General features: G+C 63.1%; 24 protein-coding genes and 3 tRNA genes. 20 read left to right on the top strand and 7 right to left on the bottom strand.

The annotated features are described in order from the left end of the window. The first annotated feature begins 202 nt into the window (after nucleotides 1-202). The 8 genes from ACLIMP_RS10685 to ACLIMP_RS10650 all read left to right on the top strand — a co-directional run bounded on the left by ACLIMP_RS10685 (nucleotide 203) and on the right by ACLIMP_RS10650 (nucleotide 6,429). Entirely contained in the window at nucleotides 203-1,249 is a 1,047-nt protein-coding gene (locus ACLIMP_RS10685) for a rod shape-determining protein (protein ID WP_132468775.1), read from the top strand. A 135-nt stretch (nucleotides 1,250-1,384) separates the two neighbouring features. After that, nucleotides 1,385-2,272, top strand: coding sequence for a rod shape-determining protein MreC (locus tag ACLIMP_RS10680; protein WP_324694982.1), 888 nt, complete (start codon nucleotides 1,385-1,387; stop codon nucleotides 2,270-2,272). Continuing rightward, nucleotides 2,272-2,814 (top strand): hypothetical protein, encoded by a 543-nt coding sequence (locus ACLIMP_RS10675; RefSeq protein ID WP_054435676.1) that lies wholly within the window; start codon nucleotides 2,272-2,274, stop codon nucleotides 2,812-2,814. Before ACLIMP_RS10680 ends, ACLIMP_RS10675 begins: the two co-directional genes overlap by 1 nt. Beyond that, nucleotides 2,811-4,925 (top strand): penicillin-binding protein 2, encoded by a 2,115-nt coding sequence (mrdA, locus tag ACLIMP_RS10670; RefSeq protein WP_054435678.1) that lies wholly within the window; start codon nucleotides 2,811-2,813, stop codon nucleotides 4,923-4,925. Before ACLIMP_RS10675 ends, mrdA begins: the two co-directional genes overlap by 4 nt. Then, nucleotides 4,925-6,037 carry a rod shape-determining protein RodA gene (gene rodA, locus ACLIMP_RS10665; RefSeq protein ID WP_185998785.1) on the top strand — a complete coding sequence of 371 codons (1,113 nt, stop codon included), beginning with the start codon at nucleotides 4,925-4,927 and terminating at the stop codon, nucleotides 6,035-6,037. The genes mrdA and rodA overlap by 1 nt, the downstream gene beginning before the upstream one ends. A gap of 111 nt (nucleotides 6,038-6,148) precedes the next feature. Then, nucleotides 6,149-6,224 (top strand) — tRNA-Lys (locus ACLIMP_RS10660). Between the two features lie 25 nt (nucleotides 6,225-6,249). Continuing rightward, a tRNA-Lys gene (locus ACLIMP_RS10655) sits at nucleotides 6,250-6,325 on the top strand. Nucleotides 6,326-6,353: 28 nt separating this feature from the next. After that, a tRNA-Lys gene (locus ACLIMP_RS10650) sits at nucleotides 6,354-6,429 on the top strand. 88 nt (nucleotides 6,430-6,517) lie between these two features. Here ACLIMP_RS10650 and ACLIMP_RS10645 read toward each other — a convergent pair. The 4 genes from ACLIMP_RS10645 to ACLIMP_RS10630 form a co-directional block, all read right to left on the bottom strand. Continuing rightward, the gene (locus tag ACLIMP_RS10645; protein WP_324694980.1) at nucleotides 6,518-6,772 is read right to left on the bottom strand and encodes a hypothetical protein; all 255 of its coding nucleotides are present in this window, start codon (nucleotides 6,770-6,772) and stop codon (nucleotides 6,518-6,520) included. Nucleotides 6,773-7,049: 277 nt separating this feature from the next. Further along, complete coding sequence (locus tag ACLIMP_RS10640; protein ID WP_324699035.1) at nucleotides 7,050-7,391, bottom strand: PilZ domain-containing protein; 342 nt, start codon at nucleotides 7,389-7,391, stop codon at nucleotides 7,050-7,052. A 255-nt stretch (nucleotides 7,392-7,646) separates the two neighbouring features. Beyond that, complete coding sequence (locus ACLIMP_RS10635; RefSeq protein ID WP_324694978.1) at nucleotides 7,647-11,903, bottom strand: translocation/assembly module TamB domain-containing protein; 4,257 nt, start codon at nucleotides 11,901-11,903, stop codon at nucleotides 7,647-7,649. Further along, complete coding sequence (locus ACLIMP_RS10630; RefSeq protein WP_443477831.1) at nucleotides 11,903-14,089, bottom strand: autotransporter assembly complex protein TamA; 2,187 nt, start codon at nucleotides 14,087-14,089, stop codon at nucleotides 11,903-11,905. Before ACLIMP_RS10630 ends, ACLIMP_RS10635 begins: the two co-directional genes overlap by 1 nt. 263 nt (nucleotides 14,090-14,352) lie before the next feature. Here ACLIMP_RS10630 and ACLIMP_RS10625 point away from each other — a divergent pair, with 263 nt between their 5' ends. Continuing rightward, nucleotides 14,353-15,402, top strand: coding sequence for a YihY/virulence factor BrkB family protein (locus ACLIMP_RS10625; protein ID WP_324694976.1), 1,050 nt, complete (start codon nucleotides 14,353-14,355; stop codon nucleotides 15,400-15,402). 12 nt (nucleotides 15,403-15,414) lie between these two features. On the opposite strand, the gene ACLIMP_RS10620 is transcribed toward ACLIMP_RS10625, so the two are convergent. Beyond that, entirely contained in the window at nucleotides 15,415-16,194 is a 780-nt protein-coding gene (locus tag ACLIMP_RS10620) for a kinase (protein WP_324694974.1), read from the bottom strand. Nucleotides 16,195-16,510: 316 nt separating this feature from the next. On the opposite strand from ACLIMP_RS10620, the gene ACLIMP_RS10615 reads away from it, so the two are divergent. The 6 genes from ACLIMP_RS10615 (at nucleotide 16,511) to ACLIMP_RS10590 (ending at nucleotide 21,472) form a co-directional block, all read left to right on the top strand. Continuing rightward, nucleotides 16,511-17,338 carry a coniferyl-alcohol dehydrogenase gene (locus ACLIMP_RS10615; protein ID WP_324694972.1) on the top strand — a complete coding sequence of 276 codons (828 nt, stop codon included), beginning with the start codon at nucleotides 16,511-16,513 and terminating at the stop codon, nucleotides 17,336-17,338. A gap of 124 nt (nucleotides 17,339-17,462) precedes the next feature. Continuing rightward, entirely contained in the window at nucleotides 17,463-18,266 is an 804-nt protein-coding gene (locus ACLIMP_RS10610) for a crotonase/enoyl-CoA hydratase family protein (protein WP_185997471.1), read from the top strand. A gap of 58 nt (nucleotides 18,267-18,324) precedes the next feature. After that, a complete protein-coding gene (ribB, locus tag ACLIMP_RS10605) occupies nucleotides 18,325-19,632 on the top strand; it encodes a 3,4-dihydroxy-2-butanone-4-phosphate synthase (RefSeq protein WP_132468773.1) in 1,308 nt (435 codons plus the stop codon). A gap of 1 nt (nucleotide 19,633) precedes the next feature. Further along, a complete protein-coding gene (gene ribH / locus ACLIMP_RS10600) occupies nucleotides 19,634-20,056 on the top strand; it encodes a 6,7-dimethyl-8-ribityllumazine synthase (RefSeq protein ID WP_185997472.1) in 423 nt (140 codons plus the stop codon). A gap of 465 nt (nucleotides 20,057-20,521) precedes the next feature. After that, a complete protein-coding gene (locus ACLIMP_RS10595) occupies nucleotides 20,522-20,686 on the top strand; it encodes a hypothetical protein (RefSeq protein ID WP_324694968.1) in 165 nt (54 codons plus the stop codon). Nucleotides 20,687-20,905: 219 nt separating this feature from the next. Further along, on the top strand, nucleotides 20,906-21,472 hold the full coding sequence (locus tag ACLIMP_RS10590) for a helix-turn-helix domain-containing protein (protein ID WP_054435696.1): 567 nt from the start codon (nucleotides 20,906-20,908) through the stop codon (nucleotides 21,470-21,472). A gap of 193 nt (nucleotides 21,473-21,665) precedes the next feature. On the opposite strand, the gene eno is transcribed toward ACLIMP_RS10590, so the two are convergent. Continuing rightward, nucleotides 21,666-22,952, bottom strand: a complete 1,287-nt coding sequence (eno, locus tag ACLIMP_RS10585; protein ID WP_324694964.1) for a phosphopyruvate hydratase — start codon at nucleotides 22,950-22,952, stop codon at nucleotides 21,666-21,668. Between the two features lie 172 nt (nucleotides 22,953-23,124). Between eno and ACLIMP_RS10580 the strand changes: the two genes are divergently transcribed. The 5 genes from ACLIMP_RS10580 (at nucleotide 23,125) to ACLIMP_RS10560 (ending at nucleotide 25,302) form a co-directional block, all read left to right on the top strand. Beyond that, nucleotides 23,125-23,661, top strand: a complete 537-nt coding sequence (locus ACLIMP_RS10580) for a hypothetical protein (RefSeq protein ID WP_185997474.1) — start codon at nucleotides 23,125-23,127, stop codon at nucleotides 23,659-23,661. 21 nt (nucleotides 23,662-23,682) lie between these two features. Next, nucleotides 23,683-24,069, top strand: a complete 387-nt coding sequence (locus tag ACLIMP_RS10575; protein WP_324694960.1) for a phage holin family protein — start codon at nucleotides 23,683-23,685, stop codon at nucleotides 24,067-24,069. Next, nucleotides 24,066-24,389 carry a hypothetical protein gene (locus ACLIMP_RS10570; protein WP_185997476.1) on the top strand — a complete coding sequence of 108 codons (324 nt, stop codon included), beginning with the start codon at nucleotides 24,066-24,068 and terminating at the stop codon, nucleotides 24,387-24,389. The genes ACLIMP_RS10575 and ACLIMP_RS10570 overlap by 4 nt, the downstream gene beginning before the upstream one ends. Then, nucleotides 24,376-24,954, top strand: a complete 579-nt coding sequence (locus ACLIMP_RS10565) for a hypothetical protein (protein WP_197282925.1) — start codon at nucleotides 24,376-24,378, stop codon at nucleotides 24,952-24,954. Before ACLIMP_RS10570 ends, ACLIMP_RS10565 begins: the two co-directional genes overlap by 14 nt. A gap of 126 nt (nucleotides 24,955-25,080) precedes the next feature. Next, nucleotides 25,081-25,302: a DUF4170 domain-containing protein gene (locus tag ACLIMP_RS10560; protein WP_054435705.1), complete on the top strand. Its 222-nt coding sequence runs from the start codon at nucleotides 25,081-25,083 to the stop codon at nucleotides 25,300-25,302. 91 nt (nucleotides 25,303-25,393) lie between these two features. Here ACLIMP_RS10560 and greA read toward each other — a convergent pair whose 3' ends face one another. Beyond that, complete coding sequence (gene greA / locus ACLIMP_RS10555; RefSeq protein ID WP_054435707.1) at nucleotides 25,394-25,870, bottom strand: transcription elongation factor GreA; 477 nt, start codon at nucleotides 25,868-25,870, stop codon at nucleotides 25,394-25,396. Between the last annotated feature and the right edge of the window lie 25 nt (nucleotides 25,871-25,895).

Here is a 25,895-nt window from a genome sequence, read left to right as displayed (position 1 = left end):
GCCACAATCTCGATTTGTTCGAAAGACTAGCGACGAAACGCGTGGAATTCGAGACAGGCTCCGTACGATTCCCCCATGAAATCGACACAAATTTTTGGCGTTTCCCGAATCGATGGGCTAAGGGGACCGCTCCCATGCCAACCTGCCTGTCGCTCCACGGGAAATTCCTGTGGCAAGCAACCGGAAAGACAACGGATTACTGATGGCCTCGCCCTTCTCGCGATTCTTCAAACTCGGCTCACAGAACATGGCGATCGATCTTGGGACCGCCAATACGCTCGTCTACGTTCAGGACCGCGGAATCGTGCTGAACGAACCTTCGGTGGTGGCGATCGAAACGCTTAACGGCGTCAAGAAGGTCAAGGCCGTCGGTGACGACGCCAAGATGATGATGGGCAAGACCCCCGACAACATCGAGGCCATCCGCCCGCTGCGCGACGGCGTCATCGCCGACATCGAAATCGCGGAAGAAATGATCAAGCATTTCATCCGCAAGGTGCACGGCAAGAAGAACCTGTTCCGCTATCCGGAAATCGTGATCTGCGTTCCCTCGGGCTCGACCTCGGTCGAACGCCGCGCCATCCGCGATGCTGCCTCGAACGCCGGCGCCAGCCAGGTCTACCTGATCCTCGAACCGATGGCCGCGGCGATCGGCGCCGACATGCCGGTTACCGAACCGGTGGGTTCGATGGTGGTCGACATCGGCGGCGGCACCACCGAAGTCGCCGTGCTTTCGCTGCGCGGTCTCGCCTACACCACCTCGGTCCGTGTCGGCGGTGACAAGATGGACGAATCGATCGTCTCCTACGTCCGCCGCCACCACAATCTCCTGATCGGGGATGCCACGGCCGAACGCATCAAGAAGGACTACGGCATCGCCGTCATGCCTGCGGACGGCATCGGCGAAACGATCCACATCAAAGGCCGCGACCTTGTGAACGGCGTCCCGAAGGAGATCACCATCTCCCAGGCAAACGTCGCTGAGGCACTGGCCGAACCGATCGGCGCCATCGTCGAAGGCGTCCGCATCGCACTTGAAAACACCGCGCCGGAACTCGCCGCTGACATCGTTGACCAGGGCATTGTGCTCACCGGCGGCGGCGCGCTGATCCAGGGCCTCGATGATTACCTGCGCGAAGAAACCGGCCTGCCGGTCAGCGTCGCCGAAGATCCGCTGTCCTGCGTCGCACTCGGCACCGGCCGTGCGATGGAAGATCCGATCTATCGCGGCGTGTTGATGTCCGCCTGATCGAGTTCGGGGTGGCAGCGGCCCTACGGTCCGCCACCCCGCTGATGTCCCGGCGGTATTGCCGCCGGTCTTGAGGTTCGAGCGGCCCTTGCACGTGAAGTGGCAGGGCCGCCACTACGAAGGAGTGCATGGCGCATGGCGCCGCCAGCAAACAGGCGCTCCAGCTATTCGCGCAGAGCGCAATACACCACCTTCCTGAGCTACACCGCAGGCGTCCTGGGCGCCGTGGTCGGGCTGGGACTCGTGGTCGTCTCACTCGTCAACCCCGATGCCTTTTCAGCGCTGCGCGGCCTTGCCGACGATGCGTCGGAGCCGGCTGCGCAGGTTTCCGCGCAAGGGCGCGACATGGGTCGGGACGCCTGGGCCACGGCCACGGGCTTCCTCCATTCGGGGAACGAACACGCTCGCCTCAAGCGCGAACTTGCCGAAGCCAAGGTCCGCCTGTTCGAGGCAGCGGCCACGAAAGCCGAGAACCAGCGCCTCAAGGATCTGATGAATCTGTCCGAGAAGGACGGCGGCGCCGTGACCTTTTCTCGGCTGACCTCGTCCACCAGCGCCAGTTCGCGCCGCTACGCCACACTCGGCGCCGGGGCGGACCGCAATGTGGCCAAGGGCATGCCCGTAAGATCGCAGATGGGTCTCGTCGGCCGGGTTCTCGAAGTGGGCACCTCCAGTGCCCGCGTCCTGCTGGTGACGGATAGCGAAAGCGTCGTGCCGGTGCGCCGGGCGACCGACGGCGTTGCCGCCTTCGCTCAGGGCAACGGCGACGGCACACTGCGCATCCGGCTCATCAACCTTGGCATCAATCCGCTCAGGAAGGGTGATGTCCTCGTGACCTCGGGCTCGGGCGGACTTTACCGTCCCGGAACGCCGATCGCCATCGTGACGGAACTGATCCGCGACGGCGCCACTGCCCGCGTGCTCAGCAATCCTTCCGACACCGATTACGTCATGGTCGAGAAGAGTTGGTCTCCCCCGCCGCCCCCACCCCCTGCAAACGACGGTACGGTCAAGAAGCCCTGATGTTTTCCCGCAACGGCCCCCGCTCCCGCCAGCGCATAAATCACGCGCCATCGCGGCTGCTGGCTCGCGGCTTTCCCTGGCTGACGATCATGCTCGGATCGCTGGTCCCCGGCTGGTTCATGATCGCCTCCGCGCCGGTCATGCCCCCGCTGGGGTTCCTCGTCTATCTCGGCTGGCGTCAACTTCGCCCGGGCCTGCTGCCGATCTGGGCCGGGCTGCCGCTGGGCCTGTTCGATGATCTGTTCTCCGGACAACCGTTCGGCTGCGCAGTCCTGCTATGGTCGCTCACCGCCATCGCGCTGGAAATCGTCGAAGCGCGCCTGCCTTGGCGAAACTTCGTCACGGAATGGCTCATGGCCATGGGCCTCATCGTCGCCTATATTCTGCTGAGCCTCGCCCTTGCCAACATCGCAGGCGCTGCTTCCCCTCTTCAAGTCATCGTGCCGCAGGTCGTCATCTCCGTGCTTTCCTATCCCCTCGTCGGCCGTATCGTGGCCATGTTGGACCGGCTCCGGCTTACGCCGATCGTACTCCTGCGATGAAGATCAGCTTCAAGCGGTTCTTTCCGCAACGCCATGTCAGTGCGGGCACGCTGCGAAACAGCTTCGACCGGCGCAGCATCGTGCTGGGCACCATGCAGGGCGGAATCGGCGTGCTGCTGGCCACCCGCCTCGGTTATCTCGCGGTCGCGCAGAACGCCAAGTACGAGCTCGAAGCGGAAAGCAACCGGGTCAACCTCTCGCTGATCCCACCGCGTCGCGGCTGGATTCTCGATCGTGCCGGCACGCCGCTCGCCTCCAACCGGGCCGACTTCCGGGTCGACCTGATTCCCGAGCGCCTGCAGGATATCCCGCATACTATCCAGACCCTGGGCAAGTTGCTGAACCTGTCCCCGATCGCGCTTCAGGATCTTGAGGACAAGCTCGACAAGGCACGGGGCTTCGCCCCGGTCGAAGTCGCCAGCGGGCTGGACTGGGAGCGTTTTGCCGCCGTCAGCGTGCGGCTGCCCGATCTGCCGGGCGTCGTCACCCAGCGCGGCTTTTCCCGCTTTTACCCTCTGGGGCCATCGGTCGGCCATCTCATCGGCTATGTCGGTCCGGCCTCCGCCGAGGAGTACGAGAAAGACCACGATCCGGTCCTCATCACGCCCGGCTACAAGGTGGGCAAGGACGCGCTCGAGAAATTCTACGAGAAGGACCTGCGCGGCAAGCCCGGCGCCCGGCGTGTGGAGGTCACTGCCTCGGGCCGGATCGTCCGCGACCTCGATACCCGCGAGGACGTTCCCGGAAAGACGCTGAAGCTCACGATCGACGCCGGTATCCAGGAATATGCCTCGCGCCGGATCGGCCCCGAATCGGCGGCAGTGGTGGTGATGGATTGCCAGACGGGCGATATTCTCGCGATGTGCTCGATGCCCAGCTTCGATCCCAACAGCTTCTCGGACGGCATCGGCCGCCTCGAATGGAAGATGCTGTCCGACGACGACCATGTGCCGCTGCGCAACAAGGTTCTGCGCGGGCTCTATCCGCCCGGTTCGACGGTAAAGCCGATGGTAGCGCTGTCCTTCATGGAAGCCGGGCTCGATCCCAAGGAATCGGTATTCTGCGGCGGCGGCCTGCGGGTGGGCAACCGCGTGTTCCACTGCTGGAACCGGCGCGGGCATGGCCAGGTCAACATGGCCAAGGGCATCTACCAGAGCTGCGACGTCTACTTCTACCATTTCGCCCAGCGCATGGGGATGGACCCGATCGCGGCGATGGCGAGCCGGCTGGGCCTTGGCCACGATTTCCCGCTGCCGGTATCCGGCCAGTCGTACGGCACCGTGCCCAATCCGGCGTGGAAACTGAAGAAATACGGCAAGGAATGGCAGACCTTCGACACGGTCAACGCCACGATCGGCCAAGGCTACTTCCTGGTGAACCCGCTGCAGCAGGCCATTCAGGCAGCCCGCATCGCCACGGGCCGCGTCATCATGCCGCGCCTCGTTCACGGGCATGAGCACGAAGTCGCCCCATCACTGGGCATTCCCGACGACCACCTCGCCTATGTCCGGCAGGCCATGTCGGATGTCGCCAACGGCCCCGGCTCCGCCCGCCACGCGGCCCTGCCCTTCCCCGATATCAAGCTCGCCGGCAAGACCGGCACGGCGCAAGTCGTCGGCCTCAACATCGGCAACGGCAAGGGCGGCTTGTGGAAGCACCGCGACCACGGCCATTTCATCTGCTTCGCGCCGGTCGACAATCCGCGCTATGCCTGCTCCGTCGTGGTCGAACATGGCGGCGGCTCAGGCGCGGCCTATCCGATCGCGCGCGACGTGCTGACTTACGTCTTCGACAAGCAGAAGGGCATGGATATCCTGACCGAGCTTGAGAAGAAGTGGGGCGGAACCCCTACAGAACGCCTGGATGCGCGCTACCGCACCTATTCCGCGCAATATGGCGTCGGCGCCCCGGCTGTTTCGGCCGAGGAGGAGAATCGCAAGCTCCAGGGCGCCGAATCGGGTCAGGACCCGGCGCAGCCTATCGTCAACGAAGCCCAGGCCCCGGCACCGGAGCCCGGCTCCAACGATCCGCCTCCTGCCGCACCGCCTGCAAGCGCGCCGTCGCCGGCTACCACGACCGCCCCGCAAACCGGACCGGGAGGCACGCAGTGATCAGCCGCTCCATCGTACCGGAAGCCATCGCGCGCCAGCCCTGGCACATGCTGATCCCCCTGATGGGACTGGTATCGCTGGGCGCTGCAGTGCTTTATTCGGCGGCAGGCGGCAGCCTCCAGCCTTATGCGCTCAGCCATGTGATGCGCTTCCTGATCTTCCTGGTCATGGCAATCGTCATTTCCCGGTTCAGCCGCGATTTCTTCAGAACGGTGGCCTATCCGGTCTACGGCGCGATCGTCCTGCTGCTCGTGCTGGTCGAGGCTATCGGCGCCGTGGGCGGCGGCAGCCAGCGCTGGCTCAACCTGGGCTTCATGACCCTTCAGCCTTCCGAACTCATGAAGCCCGCCATCGTGCTCGTGCTTGCGCGTTTCTACGAAACGCTTCCGCATGCAATGACGGCAAGCTGGCGCGGACTGGTTCCGGCGGGTGTCCTGATCGGAATTCCAGCGCTTTTCGTGATGATCCAGCCAGATCTCGGCACGGCCCTGGCGATCTGCTTCGGCGGCGTGGTGACAATGTTCCTTGCGGGACTGCCGATCTCCTGGTTCCTCGGGGCCGGCCTGACCGGCGCCATCGCCGCGCCGATCGCATTCTTCACCCTGCTCCACGACTATCAGCGCAACCGCGTGCTCGTGTTCCTCGACCCCGAAAGCGATCCGCTCGGCACCGGCTATCACATCACCCAGTCCAAGATCGCCATCGGCTCGGGCGGCCTGTTCGGCAAGGGGTTCGGCAATGGCACGCAGAGCCATCTGCAATACCTCCCCGAATCGCATACCGACTTCGTCTTCGCCACGATGGCCGAGGAATGGGGCATGGCCGGAGGGCTGTTCGTGCTCTTCGTCTTCGCCGTGGTGCTGTCATGGGGTCTGCGCGTCGCGCGAAGTGCACCGGATCGCTTCTCCAGCCTGCTGGCGGCGGGGATGTCGGCCACGATCTTCTTCTATGTGGCGATCAACCTGATGATGGTCATGGGGCTGGCCCCGGTCGTCGGAATCCCGCTTCCCTTCATGAGCCACGGCGGCACCTCCATGCTTACCAACATGATCTGCCTCGGCACACTTATGGCGGTGAACCGCTGGAATCGGCGCCCCGGTTCAATCTTGTAAAATTCTTGAATTTTCCCCTTCCCATCCTGAAAACACACGCTATAGGGGCCTCTCCGCCGCCGGATGGTCGGGCTCGCAAGGCCTGACACGGCAGCCCAGGTCAGGGTATGTGGACGCATAGCTCAGTTGGTAGAGCAGCTGACTCTTAATCAGCGGGTCCTTGGTTCGAGCCCAAGTGCGTCCACCATCCCTGTCCAAGCACGGAAACGTGTGGACGCATAGCTCAGTTGGTAGAGCAGCTGACTCTTAATCAGCGGGTCCTTGGTTCGAGCCCAAGTGCGTCCACCATTTCCATTACCTTGCGCGGAAAACGCGTGGACGCATAGCTCAGTTGGTAGAGCAGCTGACTCTTAATCAGCGGGTCCTTGGTTCGAGCCCAAGTGCGTCCACCATTTCCTTACCCTGCAGTCCTGACACAGCCCCCGCTTCAACGCGCGGTGCCTTCCAGGCCCCTCTCCCCGAATTATTCAGTCAGCCGGATCAGCACCCGCGAGACTTGTCGTGGTCATTGTGGCTGTTCCCGTTTCCATGGCCCTTGTCCGGGCGGCCATTACCCCAATGGTATTTATCTCTGCCCTTGAGCGGGCCGGGACGGAACGGGGATTTCCCGAATCGCTCCTGCGCATAGGACGATTTCCCGAAGGTGCTCCCATAAGCCTTGGTGCCGGCATTGGCCTGGGCCGATGCCGACAGCGCAAGGCCCAGGGCCATTGCAGCGATCACTGTTTTCTTCATTGCGGTCCCTATCGAAAGATGATGGACACCGGCCAGGCGGGGGCATCCCACGAGGCCGGCATACCATTATCGGCAGGGCATGGTTTCATCGCGCTTTCGGAAGAACCCTTAGAAGACCGCATAACGCCGGCTTAACGATACCCGGAACCCGCGCGCGAATCAGCGCCACTGAGCTGCCTTTACGGCAAGCTTCCTGGTGAATGGCCGCCTTTCCGGCCGGGATGTAAACAGGGACATCAGCCTTCACCGCCCTTTCGCGAAGCGATGCTTCCCCGGATCAGAACCCTTCCGACAGGGTATCCTTGCGCGCACCGCGGATACCGTATGCCTTGTCGAGATCCCCGATCACGCGGCTGCCCAGAGGCGAAAGGAACTCGATGCCGACACGGCTCTCGCGAATCCAGCGGACATGCGCAGGGATCGCCTTGAGGTGCGCGATGCGCAGCGCCACGCTCTGGCCCGGCTCGAAATCATCCGCGTTGCCGACAATGCAGCACCCGCCCTCGGAAATGTCGGACAGTTCCACAGCGAAGACATGCCAGCTCGACTTGCGGCACCTCGCGCGCAGCAGCACTTCATGACGCTCGCTGAGCCTGTCGCAAAAACCTTCCGTCCGCATCACCGCCCCTGATCCTGCCGATGGAGCGGATCACTAGCAGCGACAGGTAAATCTACGGTTGCGATACAGGAACTGGCCGAGGCGAAGCGCCGGCTTCTCCGGGCGGAGTTCCGGTACCCGCTATCTGGGCATCGATATCCTTCGCGGTCTCGCCGATCTTCTTGCTGGCGGTCTCATACCGCTCATCGAAACTCGGCTCCCGGTGGCAGGCGGAAAGCGCCAGGATCGCCACCAGGAGAAGGCTGCAACGGCGCATCAATAATCCTTCTTGATGCGCACGTTGAGGCTGTTGACGCCCGATCCGCCGGCCTGGCTGAGAACCGACAGCCACTTGGTCACGCTGACTTCGAGCTGCGTGGCGGTGAAGCCGCGCGCGTCAGTGATAAGCTCCACGTAGATGTCATCGGTGAGGTACTGGCCTGCCGCCAGCGCCGTCCCGCGTCCGCTCGCCTCGTCGGGGCTGAGAATCCGCAGCCGGTCGATCCCCGCCGCAGACCGCAACTTGCCGAGCGGGTTGATCCCGCCGCCGGTGGCCCGCAACGAATTGAGCGACGATGCAAGCTGCACCGCCTGGATCGCGGAGAGGTTCGCGATCGAACTGCCGAACAGGATGCGCGAAAGAACCTCGTCATCAGGCAGGCTGGGATCGGAACTGAAATCGATCTGCGGATTGTAAGCCCGGCCGCTGACTGAAACGGTCACGTCGATATCGTCGATCGTCTCTGTGGCGGTGATGGCAACGGTGGGGTCGATCGTCTGACCGCCGTTGAACGAGATGAGACCGTCGGAAAGTTCGAAGGAACGACCCGCGAAACCCAGAGTACCGCGCACGAGCTTGACCTCGCCCGCCATGCTCGGCGCCGAACTGGTTCCGCTCAGGCGGAAATCTGCGCTCCACTCGGATTCCAGCCCCATGCCCGAGACATAAAGCTTTTCGGGCGCCTTGAGATGAAGATCCAGCCGGACCGAGGAAAACGCGCTCGACATCGGCACGGCGGGCTCGTCGCCGGTAACGCGCATCGGACCGGAACGCGGCTTGAAGCGCACCCCGGTGAGATGCGGCACTTCGACAGCGCCCTGGCGGACGATCTCGTAACGGGTTTCGGGAAGCCGCAAGTCACCGCTCAGAAGCGGTGTCTCGCCCGCACGCTTGGTGAGGTTGAGCGTGCCCGTCGCACTGGCGGAAAGAGAATCGCTGCGCGCCAACCTTGCCCGGTCGAGCTTGACGTCGAGATCCATCGGATAGCCGGCATCAGCCGCCAGGCTGAGACGACCGCTCGCGCTGACCGTGCCGCTGCCGGCATTGGCGTTGAGCGAGGTCAGTTCGAAGGAGTTGCCGTTGAACTTGCCGTCCAGCGTCATGTTGCTGAGCCGGGTTCCATAGGCCTGATATTCGTAAGTAAGGTCCTTGCCCTTCACCAGGCCGGTTATGCAAGGATCGGTAAGGCGGCAGGAGAAATCCGCCGCCACGCCAACCGAACCGGTGAGCGTCTGCCCCGGCTGTCCCGCGAAAGAAAACAGCGTGTCGGCAGGACCGTTGTAGCGGATGCCACCACCCAGCGGCGCCTGGAACAGGCGTGTGCTCCACGCCCCCTCGCCCGGCGGCAACGGTCGCAGGCTGGCGACCATACGGCCGATCACGCTGCCCTGCTTGCGGAACACCGCCCTCGCCTCGCCGCCATCGGGCAAGAGCTTGCCAACGAAGTTGATGTCGACCGGCTGGCTTACCGTGCTCGAACTGGTGCGGGTGAAATTCACAAGGCTCATGCGTGCGTCGGCGCGCGGGAAGGCCGTGGAACTGGCCTGTTCGAAATCGAAGCTGCCGCTGGCCTTGCCGCCCAGGCCATAGCCGGGAACGAATGCATTGATTAGCCCGACATCGACGTTCTCAAGCCGGCTCTGGATTTTCATGCCGGCGCCGTAAGTACCGGCGACCTTTGCCGTGCCCTGTCCGAAACCGATCGTGGTGGGCAGGAGTTCGTAGCCGCCGTCCTTGGGCAGAATCCGTGCCGGAGACTGCGTCTTGAGGGTAAGGCCGCGTACCTTGCCCTCCAGCGCCACGCGCCAGAGTTCAGGGGCAAGATCGGCGTTAAGCGCGACCCGGAACGGAACGCCGCTGACGCCTTCTACAAGACCCTTCGCCTTGCCGCGCCCATCGCGATAATCCACGAGGACACGCGCCGCAGCGAGATTGAAGGCGCCGATGGTCGTGCCCGCAATCTGCGCATCGGCGACGACTGCAGGCTGGTCATACAGCACGGCGCGGCCGTCGATGATCGCTGAACCGATCGTGAGATTGGCGGGTCCAGCGAAGACCGCATCCTTGGCGCGCAAGTTGAAGTCGACAGCCTGGTACTTGCCCTCGGCGTCCAGCCTCAGCGCACCGCCGATGCCGTTGCCCTTGGCGGTCAATTCGCCCGCGAACGGGCCGGAGGCGGTCTGCACCATGCGTCCGGCGAAATCGACGCCCGAAAGGTTGGCGCTGTTGATGTCTACCGCCATCTGCTTGCCGAGCCCCAGCGAGACATCGGCCTTGAGCGGGCCGTAATCGGTGTCCCCGGTCATGTCGAAGCGATAGCCGCCACGAATGCCGTTGATCCGTGCATCGAGGTTGGCAAGACCGATCCCGAGGCCCGGACGTTCCGCCGTGACATGCGCATCGGGGTTTGCGATCGTGCCCGTCACGCGCACGCCGATGGCGCCGTAACGGGTGGAACTGCCACGCGCGGCCAGCGATATGCGGCCATTGGGCGACCAGCTTCCCTGCCCGCCCTGGACCTTGAGTTCGGGCGCGTTGAGCTGCAGCGAGGAAAAGCGCACGACGCCGTCCGGCCCATAATGAACGCGTGAGGATGCCGCGAAATTGCCGCCCAGATAGGTCTGGAGGCTCTCGTTCAGAAGCTTGGTCGAACGCGCACGCACGGTCCCGTCCAGCGCGAAGCCACTGCCTTCGCTCTTCAGGTCCATGTTGGTGCGGATGTTGAAGATGCCGACGCTGTCCAGCCGGTAATTGTCGATCTTGCCGTCAATGGCGCCGGTGTAGAAACCCTTGGCGACGTCCGCCACCAGGATCAGCCCGGCATCGATACGATCGGATTTCAGCCGCATGTTGTCCGACAGCACGCGCGTCCCGTCGATGGCGAGATCGCCGTTCAGCGTGACGTTGGCTAGCGAACCGCCTGCAACCGTGTCCAGCCCCGTCACCCGCTGCACGCGTGCGGACACCGGGATCAGAATCTTGTCGGCATCCACGCGCGCCGCGCCGCTGGCGGACAGGCGCTCGAGCCCCATGTCGTTCATGACCACGCGGGCGGCATTGATGCGATAGGCAACCTTCGGCGTGGTGAACGCACCGTCAAGCGCGAGGGCCGCGGTCAGGCCCGAACCGCTGAGGTTCGGCGCCAGCGCTGCCGGCTTGAGCAGGGCGAAGTTCAGCTTCAGGTCCTGAAAACTGTTGTTGGAAAGGTCGATCACCCCGTCCGGGGTCAGCGTAAAAGCATCGCTCCAGACCCTACCGGTCAGCGTCGCGCGTCGTTCGGCCAATGCCGCCGTTACATCGAGGTTGGTGATCGGGCCAAGCAGGCTTGCGGTCGGCCCCGTGAGCAGCCGCGCGACACGCGTTGGCCCCTTGATCGCGAATGTCCCGTTCCGCGCGGTCAGCGCCAGCCGGGCCAGTTCGCCATCACCGAGATCAGCATCGAATTGGCCGTTCCACGCCTTCCAGTCGCCCTTGCCGCCCAGCTTGAGCCGCAGCGGCTGCTTGAGCCCGCCGAGAGCGGCGATGACCCCACCGGTCGGGGCATCGAGGTCAACGTCGATTGCCAGCCGGTTCTTGGCAGGCACCGCGTCTAGCAGCAGGTTGAAGCGGTCCCCGCCTTCCTTGCCCTCGATCGCAATCGTGCCGCCCTTGGCCGACACTTGCGCGCGGCCATCGGAAATGTGCGCCTTCCCATCGATGGTGACGATACGGCGATTGCCGGAAACCGGCGGCTCCGAAATGAAGCGGTCGATCCGCAACACGCCCACGTCCACGTCAAGGTCGGGCAGCAGCGGTTCGTTGCTGGGCGGGGTCGGCTTGAACTTGGGGACACGCCGCAGGATCATCCGCTGCGCCGTGGCGCTGCGCACGTCCACATGGTTTTCGAGATAGGCGAAGGGGCGCCAGTCCACATCGATTTCGGGCGAAAACAGGAATTCGCCCTGCGGATCGCTGACGGAAAGATCGTGCAAGGTCATGCGCTTGTAGAGCGAACCCTCGATCCGGCCGACCTTGATCCTCATGCCGTTCTGGAACTGCAGCCCCGCGATCTGTTCTGCCACGAAACGGTGACCCGGCCCGGTATCGATGCCAAAGATGACCGCCGCGACCAACACGATCACGCCGAGCACCAGCCCGACCACCGTCTTGAGCACGCGAATGCGCAGGCGGCGTCCGAGCGTGGGACGCGGCTTGCCGTTTTCGACCGGCGCTTCGGGCTCGTCGGCCGGGATCATGGTGTCTTCTTCCGACATCAGAATGCCTGCCCAATCGAAACGTAGAGGTTGAAGCGCGATTCACCCGGTTGCCGGGCAATCGGCGTCGCGATGTCGAGGCGCACGGGGCCGAAGTTGGTGTAGAAACGGCCGCCAAGACCCACGCCGTAGCGCAAGTTGTTGAACTGCGGCATCGTCTCCCGATAGGCCTGCCCCGCGTCGACGAATGCCACCACGCCGTAATTGCCGAAGCGATAGCGCGCCTCGACCGAACCTTCGTTGAGGCTGCGTCCGCCCACGGCGGTACCGTCTGCCGCCTGTTCGCCAAGCGCCTGGTAGGCATAGCCGCGAACGGAGCCACCGCCGCCTGCATAAAGCCTGCGTGACGGCGCAATGTCGAACAGGCCAGCGCCCTGGATCGTACCGAAGCGCACACGGCCGGCGAGAACGAGGCTGTCAGTCACCGGGTAATAGGCCGAAGCATCTACCCGCGCGCGAACATAGGGGTCAAAGCCGTTGCGCACGGTGGCTTCGGGCTGGATCAGCGTGGTCAGGCGGTAACCCTTGGTCGGATCGAGCAGGCTGTCCGTCTGGTCGAGCCCGATCTGGCCGTTCACGCCTGCGACGTAATAGAGCTTGCGGTCGCGGTTGCCGGTCGTGCGGTTATAGTCGGTTTCCGCCGTTCCCAGCATTTCGATGCCGAATGCGTAAGTATACTTCTTTTGCCAGATCGGCGTGGAATCGCGCGCGATACGCGCTGCGATGCGGCCGGTGTAGGCACTGTAGGCGTCGTAGTCGTTGTGGAAGGCCTCGGCCACCAGTTCGAACGTCCGGTCTCGCTTGCCCGAATTGGAACGACGGAAGGTCACGCCCGCGCCCTGCTGCCGGGTACCGGCTATGGCCTTGGCGATCAGCGCGCCTTCCGGCGGGAACATGTTGCGATGTGTCCAGGTCGCCTGAGCGGTGATGCCCTCGCCCGTGGCATAGCCCAGAGAACCGGCGATCGTGCGTGGCGGCCCGGCATCCTGCTGGACGTTCAGCGTCACGTATTCCGTACCGTCGCCAACTGCCTCGCCGGTCTTGCGCGGCTCGACCGAAACGGTGGAGAACAGGCTCGTCGCCACCAGCGCCTTGCGCAGGTCGTCCACCTTTCGGCTGTCATAAAGTTCGCCGCGCTTGAAACGGGCGAGTACGCCAACATGTTCGGCATCAAAGGCCAGGTCGCCCGAAGTGGTGAAACCGCCGAACCGACCGCGCGGGCCGACGTCGACAGGCAGCGTGTAGACGCCGTCGGCGCTTTCCTGATCGAGCAGGATGTCACGGTCACCCACCTTGGCGAAGGCATAGCCGTTTTCAGGCAGCGCCAACGCGACTTGCGCTTCGGCACCCTGAACGCGCTGGGCGACGATCGGCTCACCGACCTTGATGGAAAGGTTCCGGGCGATCAGGTCCGCCGGCACTGTCGGATCGGCCTTCACCACGATATCGGAGAAAGTATAGCGCTTACCCGGTGCCACCGAAACGACCGCGACCAGCCCGCCTTCGGCCGCCGGTTCGATGCGGGTGTTCACCACGGGCGAATACCAGCCCTCGGACGCCAGCACGGTCTGCATCAGCGCGCTGTCTTCGGTGAGCCGGGCATTGAGCATCGCCACGTTCGCCGCCTTGCCGCCGCCCTTCTTCAGGGCGGAAAGCGACCGGAACTCGCTGCGCATGTCCGTTTCGGTCTCGTCGTCAGCGGTCGCCAGCCCGTCGATCCGGGTTTCGTAAGCGACTTCGACGTCCTTGGTATCTTCTTTCTTTTCCGCGAACTGGACTGGCGTCACCTCGAACTGGTCGATCGCGGGCAGCGGCGCGTTCAGTTCAGCATCGCGAACCGGCGCATCGCCGATCTCCTCGGTCGTATCGCCATCCGACAGGGCCGGATTGCCGAGCGGAGCAGACTGGCCTTCCTGTGGCTTGGCACCGCTCTGTTCGCTCGCCATCCGGCGCTCGAACGCCTCGATCGATTCCAGCGGCTTGTCGAGTTCCGAATCGTCCTGCGGATCCAGCCTGGGGATCGCCTTGTTGAATTCGTCATCGGGGATGATCGTCTTCACTTCCGGCAGCGGCAGGTTTGCAGGCGGAGCCGGCACGACGATCTTGCCGGCCTGAACCCCGTCATCCTCGATCGCCGGGGACGCAGCAGGCGAGGCCGGAGCGGGCGCTGCAGCTTGCGGCTGCACGGCGCTACTTTCCTGCGCATGCACAGGCGCTGCCGACAGGGCCAGCAGGATGGAAATGGTGGCAAGTCCCGCACCGTCGCGCAGCGAAAGGGAACAAGCCGGCTTCTGAGAGATTAGCCAAGGCATGAGCAGCGCGATGTAACACCCCCTGTCGAGTATGGGCAACAGGCCCCCTCGTGGATTACCCTATCGCATTGCAACAGCGAAAGTTCCCTGTCGCAAGTGGGTTTGTAATGAAATCTGATGAAGGATCACCGACGTCAATGCCGGAGACCACCGGAGACACTCTTCACATCGGATCCCTGGCAGGAACCGACGCCAACGCACCGTGGCAAATCCCCGGTTCCGCCTGGCTGAAAATCGTCAAGCGGGTCTACCGCATGAGCGGCTTTCACGAACTGGGCCTGCTTTCCGCAGGCCTTGCCTTCTACTGCTTTCTCGCATTGACGCCGCTGATCGGCGCCACGGTGATGATCTACGGCCTAATCGGCGATGTCGCCACCGTGCACGATCAGATGCAGAGCATTGTCGAAGTCGTTCCTCCCGAAGTGGCCCGGATGCTGGAGGAACAGTTGCTCCAGATCGTCACCACCAGCCGAGGCGTAACCGGGTTCGCGCTGTTGATCGCGCTGTTCTTTGCGATATTCGGCGGCATGCGCGCGGCGAACGGTATGATCAGTGCGCTGAATGTCATCAACGAGGAGCGAGAGACCCGCGGAATGATCTCGCTGACCGTGAGGGCTCTCGGCCTCACTGTTTCGGCGATCCTTATCGCGCTGACCGGGGTGCTGTCCGGCGGCGTCTTCGCATGGCTGCAGACGCAGACCAGCGTCTACCTCGGTGATGCGACGGCGATCCTGTTCAAGTGGCTGACCTGGATTTCCGCTGTCGCCCTCGGCAGCGCGGGTTTTGCCCTCATCATGCGATATGGCCCCGACAGACGTCCCGCGAAGTGGCGCTGGCTGGCTCCCGGGTCGCTGCTGGCGACCTTGCTGTGGATCGGGGTATCGTTCGGCTTCTCGCTCTATGTCGCCTATATCAGCGACTACAATGCCACTTACGGGTCGCTGTCGGCCATTGTGGTGTTCCTGATGTGGCTGTTCCTCTCCGCATACGGCGTCCTTCTCGGCGCGCTGGTGAATGCCGAGATCGAGCGCCAGACCTACTGCGATACGACCGTCGGCCCTACCCTCCCGGCCGGGGAACGCGGCGCCGTCCTGGCCGACCTCGTGGACAACCGCGTGCCTTCGATAGGGGATCTTGAGCGCCGCAAGCGCCGCCGTGCGGAGCAGGCGCGCCAGGAAACCGAATAGGGAATCGTCGGGTCAGGCAATCCTGAGCGGGCGCCGCCGGGCGTCGAGTTGGATGACCAGATTGGCGCGAGCCGGCATCTCCGAGAGTATCCAGCGCGTGAGCCGCTCGTAATGGGCGATGAAGCGCGCAATCCGGTCCTCGTCCATGACATGCACGCCCTTGTGCTCCTCTCCGGCAAGGTCGCGCTCCTGTTCCAGTCGCCAGTCGTGGACCACCTCGAATCCCGGCGCGGCAAGCAGGACCAAACGGTCGATCCGCGCGAACAGTCGCTGATAGACGTCGCCCAGCGCATCGTTGACGTAGCGGCGCCATCTGCCATCGCCATCCTCCTTCGCCTCCAGCGCGTTGACCGGGTCGACCAGCGCGCTCGAAGCTTGCGGAAAGGCACCGACGCACCAGCCCTCGAACACCAGCACGTGGCAGCCCGGCTGCACGATAGGCCAGTCCCGCTCGGCCAGCCGGTCGTCACTGGCCTTGTCGAAACGCGGCAGCGCCACCGGAAATCCAATCTCCAGCGCATCAAGAATATCCAGCCCGAGCATGACATCATGCGTGCCCGGAACCCCTCTGGTCGCGAGGAGGGGGTGGACGGCGCGCGACAGTTCCTGCCGCTCCTCGTGCCCAAGATAGAGGTCGTCGAGCGAGAGCGCGGCAGCGGAAAGCCCGGCCTCGCCGCATGCTTCGATCAAAGCGCGCGCGGCAGTCGATTTCCCAGACCCCTGCGCGCCGCAAATACCGATGACCACAGGCCACATCCGCCGACCAGCCAGAGCCGAATGCACCTGCTCCATGATCGCCTCGACAATGGCGGGATCAGGAGAAGGCGCAGGACGATCGGCGCTGCAGTGAAACTTTCGGTCCATCATCTCTTTCCTGCTGCAGCGTGGGGACCTTAGCCGTAGAGAAGCGGGTGCACGATGGCGAGACTTCGCCTCGAACCCGCCGCTCTGCGGCCCGAAATGCCATCGTCCATGCCATCGTCGCGGCGATCAGCCGGAAGGGCTGTTGATGCCTCCCCCTCACTGCGACTAGCTACACCCACAAGAATGCACGCGCGGCCCGATGCGATCCCGCACGCCCGCGATGGGAGAGGGAAAGGACACCGAGATGACCGACGTTCTGGGATATCAAGGCAAGCGGGTAATCGTCAGCGGCTGCTTCTCGGGCATGGGCGAGGCGACGGCAAAGATGCTGGTCGAACTAGGCGCCGAAGTACACGGGTTCGATTTTCGCGAAAGCGCCGTGCCGATGGCCTCGTTCACGCAGATCGACTTGCGCGATCCCGCCACGATCGAAGCCGCGGTTGCCGGCGTGGGCGGCAAGGTAGACGCCCTGTTCAACTGCGCTGGCCTGCCCGGCGGCGGCGGCTTCCCGCCGCTTGACGTCATGAAGGTCAACTTCCTCGGCACTCGCCACCTGACCGATCAGGTCGTTCCGCTGATGGGCGAAGGCGCTGCCATCGTCTCCATCGCATCGACCGGCGGCCTGGGGTGGAGCCGCCGCATTCCCGTGCATATGCAGCTTCTCGCCACGCAGGGATTCGATGCCGGTCTTGCATGGTGTGAAGCCAACCTCGACCAGGTGGCAGAGGGCTATGCCTTCTCGAAGGAAGCCGTCATCGTGTGGACGCAGTTCATGGGCGCGCAGCTCATCAAGAAGGGCATCCGCATCAACTGCTCGCTGCCCTCCCCCACCCAGACTCCGATGATGGCGACCTTCCACGCCACTTCGGGCAAGGACGTCGTGGATGCCGCCGCAGAACCGCTCGGCCGCTACACCACGCCCGAAGAACAGGCCGGCCCGCTGGTGCTGATCAATTCGAATCTCGCAGGCGTCGTCAACGGCATCGTCATGCCGGTGGACGGGGGCTTCATGGGCGGCCTTGCCACCGGGCAGGTCGACATCACCCGGATGATGAGCAAGCAGCCCGCCTGACGCGGCCTGGCATCGCGATTTTGAGAAGGGCCGGGCGACATGTCGTCCGGCCCCTTTTTTCCTCCCTCTTTTCCCTATGCGTCAACCTGCTAAGGCGTCGGCAAACGGAGAAGGATCAACGCGCATGAACGAAGCGGTACTTTACGAGATCGACGACGAAGGCATCGTCACGCTGACGCTCAACCGCCCCGAACTGCGCAATCCGATTTCCGATCCCGAAGTGATCGAGGGGCTGCTCGGCGCGCTCGAACGGCTCGAAAACGACCCTGCGGCCCGCGTGGCGATCCTTACCGGTGCGGGCAAGGGCTTCTCCTCCGGCGGCAATATCAATGAGATGAAGCCCGGCGGCAACGTCAACGGCGGCGTGCCCACACGCACCCGCCTTAATTACAAACGCGGAATCCAGCGCCTTCCTCTCGCGTTCGCCGCCCTGGAAGTGCCGGTGATCGCCGCCGTCAACGGGGCCGCGGCCGGCGCCGGATGTGATCTTACCTGCATGTGCGACCTTCGCATCGCCGGGGAAAGCGCGCGCTTCGCCGAAAGCTTCGTAAAGATCGGCCTGATCGCCGGTGACGGCGGCTCGTGGCTGCTGCCGCGCGTTATCGGCTGGTCCAAAGCGGCGGAAATGGCGCTTACCGGCGACATGATCGACGCTGCCGAGGCGCTGGCCTGCGGGCTGGTCTCCAAAGTGGTGCCGGATCACCGGTTGATGGACGAAGCCCGTGCACTCGCCCGCCGTATCGCCGCCAATCCGCCCCACGCAGTGCGCATGACCAAGCGCCTGCTCTGGGAAGGACGCCGCAGCGACCTCGCAACGCTTCTGGAAATGGCCGCCGCCATGCAATCCGCCGCTCACGCGACCGACGATCACGCGGAAGCGGTCGACGCCTTCCTTGAAAAGCGCAAGCCGGCTTTCAAGGGGTCTTGAATTTCGATGTGATCAGCTCATATGGCGATCACATCGAAATGTGAGAATGGATTTCCCCATGGCTGGTAATGTGATCGAACAGGTTCGCAGGCTCGTGAACGAGGGCGGCATGAGCAAGGCCGGCCTCGCCCGAGCCGCCGGACTGCACGCCAACACCCTGCGTGACTGCACCGAGCCCGATTGGAACCCAACCGCCGAGACGCTCACCAAGCTCGAACGCTTCCTGCTTTCGAACGACGACCGTCCGGTCCTCGTTCCGATCGAGGAAATCATCGACGAGGCCCGCAACGGTCGCATGTTCATCCTGGTCGACGACGAGGACCGCGAAAACGAGGGCGACCTCGTGATCCCGGCGCAGATGGCGACGCCGGCGGCCGTGAACTTCATGGCCACTCACGGCCGGGGACTGATCTGCCTCACACTCACCAGCCAGCGGGTGGAGGAACTCGGCCTTAACCTAATGAGCCAGCACAACGGCACGCGCCACGAAACCGCCTTCACCGTTTCCATCGAGGCCCGCGAAGGCGTGACCACCGGCATTTCGGCGGGCGACCGCGCGCGCACCATCTCGGTCGCGATCGACGGCACCAAGACCAAGGCCGACATCGTCACCCCCGGGCATGTCTTCCCGCTGCGCGCCCGTGACGGCGGCGTGCTCGTGCGCACCGGCCACACCGAGGCGGCTGTCGACATTTCGCGCCTCGCCGGGCTCAATCCTTCGGGCGTGATCTGCGAGATCATGAAGGACGACGGCACCATGGCACGCATGGACGACCTGATCGCCTTTGCCCGCATTCACGACCTCAAGATTGGCACGATCCGCGACCTCATCGCCTATCGCCGCAAGCATGACCGCATGGTCGAGAAGAAGAACGAGATCACATTCCAGAGCCGCCACGGCGGCCAGTGGCTTGCCCGCAGCTACTACAACAAGGCGACCGGCGAAGAGACCATGGCCCTGATCAAGGGCCGCATCGATCCGAACCAGCCGACCCTGGTGCGAATGCACACCCTTTCGATGTTCGTCGACGTTCTGGGCGAAGAATCGACCGATCGCGGCGATCTCCTGCATCGTTCGATGGAAATGATCGCAGAGGAAGGCGCGGGCGTGATCGTTGTCATCAACCGTCAGATGAACAATCCGATCTCGCGCGTCATGGATATCAAGCACCAGTTCCGCGCCGGAGAGAACCCGGACCTTGAGGAACTGCGCGACTATGGCGTAGGAGCCCAGATCCTTGCCGAACTCGGCATCCACGACATGATCCTGCTGACCAACACCCATCACTCGCTCGTCGCACTGGAAGGCTATGGCCTGAACATTGCCGGCGAACGCGCTATCCCCGCCCTTGAAGGAGCGAACTGACATGGCCCGTTTCCTTATCGTCGAAGCCCGCTTCTACGACCATCTGAACGACAAGCTGATTGCCGGCGCCAAGGCGGCGCTCAAGGCGGCAGGCCATACGGCCGATGTCGTGACCGTACCCGGCGCGCTTGAAATCCCCGCCGCGATCTCGCTGGCAGACGCCACGGGCGATTACGAGGGCTACGTCGCCATCGGCGTCGTCATTCGCGGCGAGACCTATCATTTCGAGATCGTCGCCGGTGAATCCGCACGCGGCATCATGGCTCTGACCATGGACGGCATCGCGATCGGCAACGGCATCCTGACCGTCGAGAACGAGGAACAGGCCCTGGTCCGTGCCGAACCGACCCAGAAGGACAAGGGCGGCGAAGCAGCCAAGGCCGCGATCGCCCTCCTCGGCCTGAAGGAAAAGTTCGGGGCCTGACCCCCCGCTCACGCCGAGCATCAAAGGAAGCCCTGCATCCGGCATTTGTCCGGATGCAGGGCTTTTTCGTTTCAACGAGGAAAGGTCGCGCGACAAGAGGCGGCAACACCATTTATCGGATCGCAGAAAACCACGCAAAATCGCCTGAAAGCAATGCGGATATCACGCATTAATTCTGCAAATTACGTGTTTACACCTATAACTATGAAGTCTTATCGACGAATTCCCCCTTCGTCGCCGTTTATTTACGGAATACAACTTGTCCACATTTCGGACAGAGCCAACACCTCTGTTCCAAAGCGATGAAAATTCTGTAATTGAGGGCGTAATTCGTCCGATATTGATCGTATTTGGATGGATTAGATAATCTCATCTCGCACCTCTAACGGGGCGGGTCGCAATCACGGATCCAGGACAACAGGATCCAGGCGGGACCAAGGTCTTTGCCTGCCGGAGAACCATACGATGAACAGGGAAGCAAAAGTGCAGCGACTGATCGGAGAACTTGTCGCCAGGTTAGACGAGCTTGACCAGATCGGGGAACTCGTCGCCGCCGCTCATCTCCAATCGGCCATCGACTGCCTGCGCATGACCCCGAAAGAGGAAGAAGATCGCTCCAAAGCGGATTAAGCTGAACAAGACGCCTCCATCGTACTGTGGTTATCCCTATTCCAGTTCGTGAAGAGATTCATCGTCCTGACCCGTACCTGGAATTCTCATCCGAAGATCCGGTACAATAAGATGGACCATTTCACGATCTTGGGGAGTAATCGCTGTGAATAGCTTCGTGCGCGCACAATTTCGGGCGCTCGATGCTTTTGGCAGCCTTGGCACTGGCGAAACTAGGTTATGGAGAAGACCGATCAGTTGATGCGCAGCCGGGCGAAGGCCATTCGCCTAATCGGCATTGCGAACGAACTTCTCGCCATGGCACGCGAACTCGAAATCGGACAAAGCCCGGCCGCCGATCTGGCCGGATTCGACGCCTTGGTGGAGGATCGGGAAGGCTCGAAGACCTCCGCCAGCCAGGACCACCCGATCTGGGTGGAACTGGCACGCCAGACTTATGACGACCGCCGGCGGCGAACCAAGATCTTCCAGTCGGAAGAACTGTTTGGCGAACCGGCCTGGGATATCCTGCTGGACCTCTTCATCGCCGCCAAGGAACGGCGCCGGGTTTCCGTGACAAGCGCCTGCATCGGCTCTGCGGTTCCCTCAACAACGGCCCTGCGCTGGATCACGATCCTCGAAAAACAGGGCCTGCTCGTCCGCGAAGCCGATCCGGGCGATGCGCGGCGTGTCTACGTAAAGCTGAGTGCGCGCGGCTATGCCGCCATGCTCGAATACTTCGCCTCCTCGTCCCGCTCCGTCGTCCTGCTCGACGATCCCCGCCCAGGGATCTCGGCCGCGCGATAGGCGCCTGCAGCCAACCCGTTCCGCCCCAAAGGGGGGTATCAGGCACAGGGATACCGGAGGTGACCGGGTGGCCGGTTCATCCTGACCGGGCCGGCCACCCGGCTTCATGCCATGAAAAAGCCCGGCTCCCTCACGGAAGCCGGGCTTTTTCCATTGGCGGATACCCGAGCGGATAACCGCTCGGCATCAACGATCAGCGCGCAAGACGGCCGAATGCCGATGCGCCGGCGTAACGGGCAGCCTTGCCCAGCTCTTCCTCGATGCGGATGAGCTGGTTGTACTTCGCAAGCCGGTCCGAACGCGCAAGCGAGCCGGTCTTGATCTGGCCGCAATTCGTGGCGACCGCGAGATCGGCAATGGTCGCATCCTCGGTTTCACCCGAACGGTGCGACATCACGGCCGTGTAACCGTTGCTCTGCGCGATCGAAACAGCTTCCAGCGTCTCGGTAAGCGAACCGATCTGGTTGACCTTCACCAGCAGCGAGTTGGCAAGGCCCTTCTCGATACCCATGGTCAGGCGCTTGGGGTTGGTCACAAAGAGATCGTCACCGACCAGCTGCACCTTGTCGCCGATCTTTGCGGTGAGCGCTGCCCAGCCTTCGAAATCGTCTTCACCCATGCCGTCCTCGATCGAGCGGATCGGATAATTGGCGGCAAGATCGGCAAGGTAGTCGGCCATTTCGGTCGGCGAAAGCGACAGATTTTCGCCGCTGATCTCGTACTTGCCGTTCTTGAAGAACTCGGTTGCCGCGCAATCGAGCGCAAGGGCAACTTCTTCACCGGGCTTGAAACCGGCCTTCTCGATCGAGGCCATCACGAAATCAAGCGCATCACGGGTGCTGGCGAGGTTCGGTGCGAAACCGCCCTCGTCGCCCACTGCGGTCGCAAGGCCCTTCTCATGCAGGCCCTTCTTGAGGGTGTGGAAGATTTCCGAACCCCAACGCACCGCTTCGGCGAGCGAATCGGCGCCGACCGGCACGATCATGAATTCCTGGAAATCGATCGGGTTGTCAGCATGTTCGCCGCCATTGATGATGTTCATCATCGGCACCGGCAGCACATGCGCGGAAACGCCGCCCACATAGGAATACAGCGGAAGGCCGCGCGCATTGGCGGCAGCCTTGGCCACCGCGAGGCTGACGCCGAGGATCGAATTCGCGCCCAGGCGGCCCTTGTTCTCGGTTCCGTCGAGTTCGATCATGGTGAGGTCGAGGTCGCGCTGGTCCTCGGCATCCATGCCGACAAGCGCTTCGGCGATTTCGCCGTTCACGGAATCAACGGCCTTGAGCACGCCCTTTCCGAGGTAGCGGCTCTTGTCGCCGTCACGCAGTTCGACTGCTTCGTGCGCACCGGTCGAAGCGCCCGAAGGAACCGCTGCGCGGCCGAAACTGCCATCTTCGAGGAGAACGTCGACTTCGACGGTAGGATTGCCGCGGCTGTCGAGAATTTCACGGCCGTGGATATCGATGATCGCGGTCATACTGGAAATTTCCTCCTGAAAAGGCGCTGACGCGCTCATGCCGGGCGTCTTAGCAGGGGAACCACGCCTGACAAGTTGCGTTGCAATATCGACAGCAAGTTGTGTTACTCTGAATGCACATCGCCTGCACGCGGGTAAAACGGCGTAACGGTCAGCAAGGAAGGAATTCGCCATGTCCGAACCGAACACCAGCACCGGAAACGGCACCGAAAACGCCAAGAGCCACTTCACCAAGGCCGTCGAGGAAGCCAAGGCTGGTGCTCAGGCACTTGGCAAGGAAGCCCAGGTCGCGGCCGAGGGATGCCTTGAAAAGCTGAACAAGGCGAAGAGCGAATGGTCGAGCGAAGCAAAGGTCCGCTCCGATGAGGCCTCCGCAAAAGCCAGTGCATTTGCGGGTGACGCAAAGATCAAGGCCGCGGACCTCGCCAACCAGGGCAAGGCAAAGACCAGCCAGGCCATTGTCGGCCTTTCCAAGGTGATCGACGATAACGCCGGCCTGATCGACGAGAAGGTTGGCCCCAAGTACGGCGATTATGCCCGCACGGCATCCAAGTCGATGGCCGATGCCGCCGCACGGCTCGACGAGAAGTCTCTCGACGAACTCGGGGAAGAAGCCAAGGAATTCGTGCGAAAGAGCCCCGGCGTCGCCATCGGCGTGGCAGTGGCTGCGGGCTTCCTGTTCGGCCGACTTTTCAAGAGCGGCAAGTAAGCGCCTATCGTTCGCACGACGATGCTCGACACCCCGGTGAACCTCGCTTCCTCCCTTCGGGAGGACGAGGACCTTTCCCTCGCTCAGGACTTGCGCCTGCTCGCCTCCGAAGCGCGCACTTTCGCGCAGGCGGAACTGGCCTATCAGAAGAGCCGCGCCGCTTATGCCGGAGCAGAGGCGCGCGCGATCGCGATGCTCGGCCTGCTGGCGGCGGGCCTCGTGTTCTTCGCACTCATGGGGCTCGTACTCGGCGCCGTGATCGCGGTGGGCACGCTTGTAGGTCCGTGGCTGGCAATGCTCCTCGTTCCCCTCGTCGTCATTGTCATAGCTGCGATGTGCGGCCTTTCGGCGCGAAACCGCATGAGGCGCATGAAAGCACTCCTTTCCGAGAAGGGAGCGGCCGAATGAGCAGGCTCATTCAGCAACTGATCGAAGACCGCGGTGCGCGCGACGCGGCCAAGGCCACCTTCGACACGAGATACGGCGCCCTCAAGGCCGATTTCGAATCGCGCGGCCTTGCCGGCCGTGTCCTCGACGAAGCCGCCGGGCATGTCGCCGACATGCTCGACGAGGCAGTCGCCGTCGTGGAGGAGCATCCCGTCGCGGCGGGCGGAACCTTCACAGCGCTGGTGCTTTGGTTTTTGCGTAACCCGATCATGGCCGGGATCGAACGACTGTTCGGTTCGGGCAGACACCGGAACAAGGAGTCCGACGGTGAGCAAGACTGAAAAGACCACTCCCTCCATTCCGGCGACCTCGGCCACCGATGGAAACATAGGTCAGGTCGTGGCGCTGGCGCCCCGGCGGGACGAACGTCCGTCGGAGAAACTGGTCAGTTTCGTGAAGCGGCACCCCGTCCTCGTGGTTGCAGGCGGCGTTGCCGCAGGCGTACTGGTAAGTGCCCTACTGCCCCGGCGAATGACTCGCGGCGTACTCTCGCGAACGGCGCACCTTGCCGAAGCTGCGGGTGCTGCGACCGCGCTTCTTGGCAAGGAAGCCGCAACTAGGGCCAATGATCTCCGCTCCGGCGCGCGCAAGCAGGCTGGAACTCTTGCCGATCGCGCCGAAAAGAGCGGTGAAATTGCTGCCGAGCGACTTGAGAAATACGGCATGGCAGCACTAGCGGCGGCGAGCGCGCTCGGACGGGCTTCCGCCAAGCGCGTCAGCGAAGCGGGCGAAGCTGCAGCGCGTCAGGCGCAGAAATTGGGGCATTCGGCCAGCGAGACCGCAAGTACCCGTTCGCACAAGCTCGCGGATATCGTGAGCGGAGTCGCCCAGCGCCTCTCCCACTGAACGCAGGTTCTTGCTATTGGTTTTCAATATCATGAATAAGAGCGGATCGCCCTCACGATCCGCTCTTGCCCTGTCCCCCGGCAAAAAGTATGGGACCGCATCTCTCCCACTCACGAAAGCGGTCCCATGCAGAAGCTTCACCTCGTGATGGGCGGCCGGGTCACAGACCCGCGCAGCCTTGAATTCTCCGACCTCAGCGCCCTCGACCTGGTCGGCGTCTATCCCGACTACGCCTCGGCCGAGGATGCATGGCGCTCGGCCGCTCATCGCACGGTCGATGATGCGGAAATGAAGTACGTGATCGTCCACCTGCACCGCCTGCTTCAGCCAGACCAATCGGAAGCCTGAACGGCTTCCCGGTTTGACTTCCGGGCCAGAGCAGAAACGAAAAAGGCCGGCTTCCGCCGGCCTTTTCTTTGCTCTTGTCAGATAGATCGGTTCAAATGAACTCGATCTTCTGCACGAGGTAGAACTTGTCGCCCGATGGCACTGTCACTTCGACTTCTTCTTCGATCTTGCGACCGATAAGCGCCTTGCCGAGCGGCGAATTGTAGCTGATGCGGCCTACCCGGGCATCCGCTTCATAAGGACCGACGATCTGGTACTTCACCGGCTTGTCGTCCTCGTCGAGTAGCGTGACTGTGGCGCCGAAGATGATCTTGTCGCTGGAAAGCGTGGCCGGATCGACGATCTGGGCACGGGTGATCTTGTCTTCGAGATCGGCGATCGTTGCTTCGACCTGGCCCTGGCGTTCCTTTGCGGCGTGATACTCGGCATTTTCCGAGAGATCGCCGTGGGCACGCGCTTCCTCGATCGCATCGACGATCCGGGGGCGCTCTTCACGCAGCGCCTTGATCTCGGCGGTCAGCTTCTCATACCCCTCGGCGAGCATGGGGAGCTTTTCGATACTGGCCATCAATTACTTCCTTCCTGCTGCCTCC

Source organism: Novosphingobium aeonii, assembly GCF_052279045.1.
Taxonomy (GTDB): domain Bacteria; phylum Pseudomonadota; class Alphaproteobacteria; order Sphingomonadales; family Sphingomonadaceae; genus Novosphingobium.
This window is presented reverse-complemented; position numbering and strand designations above follow the sequence as displayed.

Bases quoted from the DNA above. Each gene is read 5' to 3' on its own strand.
- ACLIMP_RS10575 (WP_324694960.1), top strand. From the start codon at position 23,683: ATGCTCGACACCCCGGTGAACCTCGCTTCCTCCCTTCGGGAGGACGAG.
- ACLIMP_RS10680 (WP_324694982.1), top strand. From the start codon at position 1,385: ATGGCGCCGCCAGCAAACAGGCGCTCCAGCTATTCGCGCAGAGCGCAA.
- ribH (WP_185997472.1), top strand. From the start codon at position 19,634: ATGGCCCGTTTCCTTATCGTCGAAGCCCGCTTCTACGACCATCTGAAC.
- ACLIMP_RS10560 (WP_054435705.1), top strand. From the start codon at position 25,081: ATGCAGAAGCTTCACCTCGTGATGGGCGGCCGGGTCACAGACCCGCGC.
- ACLIMP_RS10635 (WP_324694978.1), bottom strand. From the start codon at position 11,903: ATGTCGGAAGAAGACACCATGATCCCGGCCGACGAGCCCGAAGCGCCG.
- greA (WP_054435707.1), bottom strand. From the start codon at position 25,870: ATGGCCAGTATCGAAAAGCTCCCCATGCTCGCCGAGGGGTATGAGAAG.
- ACLIMP_RS10580 (WP_185997474.1), top strand. From the start codon at position 23,125: ATGTCCGAACCGAACACCAGCACCGGAAACGGCACCGAAAACGCCAAG.
- ACLIMP_RS10645 (WP_324694980.1), bottom strand. From the start codon at position 6,772: ATGAAGAAAACAGTGATCGCTGCAATGGCCCTGGGCCTTGCGCTGTCG.
- ribB (WP_132468773.1), top strand. From the start codon at position 18,325: ATGGCTGGTAATGTGATCGAACAGGTTCGCAGGCTCGTGAACGAGGGC.
- ACLIMP_RS10595 (WP_324694968.1), top strand. From the start codon at position 20,522: ATGAACAGGGAAGCAAAAGTGCAGCGACTGATCGGAGAACTTGTCGCC.
- ACLIMP_RS10615 (WP_324694972.1), top strand. From the start codon at position 16,511: ATGACCGACGTTCTGGGATATCAAGGCAAGCGGGTAATCGTCAGCGGC.
- mrdA (WP_054435678.1), top strand. From the start codon at position 2,811: ATGAAGATCAGCTTCAAGCGGTTCTTTCCGCAACGCCATGTCAGTGCG.
- eno (WP_324694964.1), bottom strand. From the start codon at position 22,952: ATGACCGCGATCATCGATATCCACGGCCGTGAAATTCTCGACAGCCGC.
- ACLIMP_RS10590 (WP_054435696.1), top strand. From the start codon at position 20,906: ATGGAGAAGACCGATCAGTTGATGCGCAGCCGGGCGAAGGCCATTCGC.
- ACLIMP_RS10625 (WP_324694976.1), top strand. From the start codon at position 14,353: ATGCCGGAGACCACCGGAGACACTCTTCACATCGGATCCCTGGCAGGA.
- ACLIMP_RS10640 (WP_324699035.1), bottom strand. From the start codon at position 7,391: ATGCGGACGGAAGGTTTTTGCGACAGGCTCAGCGAGCGTCATGAAGTG.
- ACLIMP_RS10675 (WP_054435676.1), top strand. From the start codon at position 2,272: ATGTTTTCCCGCAACGGCCCCCGCTCCCGCCAGCGCATAAATCACGCG.
- ACLIMP_RS10620 (WP_324694974.1), bottom strand. From the start codon at position 16,194: ATGGAGCAGGTGCATTCGGCTCTGGCTGGTCGGCGGATGTGGCCTGTG.
- ACLIMP_RS10610 (WP_185997471.1), top strand. From the start codon at position 17,463: ATGAACGAAGCGGTACTTTACGAGATCGACGACGAAGGCATCGTCACG.
- ACLIMP_RS10570 (WP_185997476.1), top strand. From the start codon at position 24,066: ATGAGCAGGCTCATTCAGCAACTGATCGAAGACCGCGGTGCGCGCGAC.
- ACLIMP_RS10685 (WP_132468775.1), top strand. From the start codon at position 203: ATGGCCTCGCCCTTCTCGCGATTCTTCAAACTCGGCTCACAGAACATG.